General features: G+C 71.2%; 1 protein-coding gene. It reads left to right on the top strand.

What is annotated here, in order from left to right; all coding sequences use genetic code 11:
* Positions 1 to 511: CNNM domain-containing protein (locus AC1DWF_RS38870; protein WP_476843714.1), on the top strand; the 511-nt coding region annotated here is incomplete at both ends.

Genomic DNA, 511 nt, shown 5'->3' on the forward strand with positions numbered 1-511 from the left:
GTCGCGTCCATGCTGGCCCGTCCGCTGACGGCGCTGGCGCGATTCACCTCGCCCTTCATCTGGTTCATGTCGAAATCCTCCTCGCTGATCCTGGGTCTCTTCGGCGCCCATGTGCCGACCGACCAGAGCGTGACGGAGGAGGAGGTGAAGGCCGTCGTCGCCGAGGGCGTGCATGCCGGCGCGCTGGACCACAGCGAGCGGCAGATGATCGAGCGCGTGCTGCGCCTGGCCGACCGCCCTGTCCGCGCGCTGATGACGCCGCGGCCCGAGGTCGCCTGGCTCGACCGCAACGCCGAGCCGCAGGACATCGCCGCCGCGCTGCGCGCCGAGTCGGTCACGCGCTTCATCGTCTCGGACGGGCGGGTGGACAATGTGCTGGGCGTGGTCGCCGCCAAGGACCTGCTGGACCAGATGCTGGAGGGCGCGCCGCTCGACCTTTCGAAGGTGCTGCGCCAGCCCATCGCCATGCCGGACGGGCTTTCGGCGCTGGCCGCGCTGGAGAGGCTGCGGG

This window comes from Aminobacter sp. P4_D5, assembly GCF_056401815.1.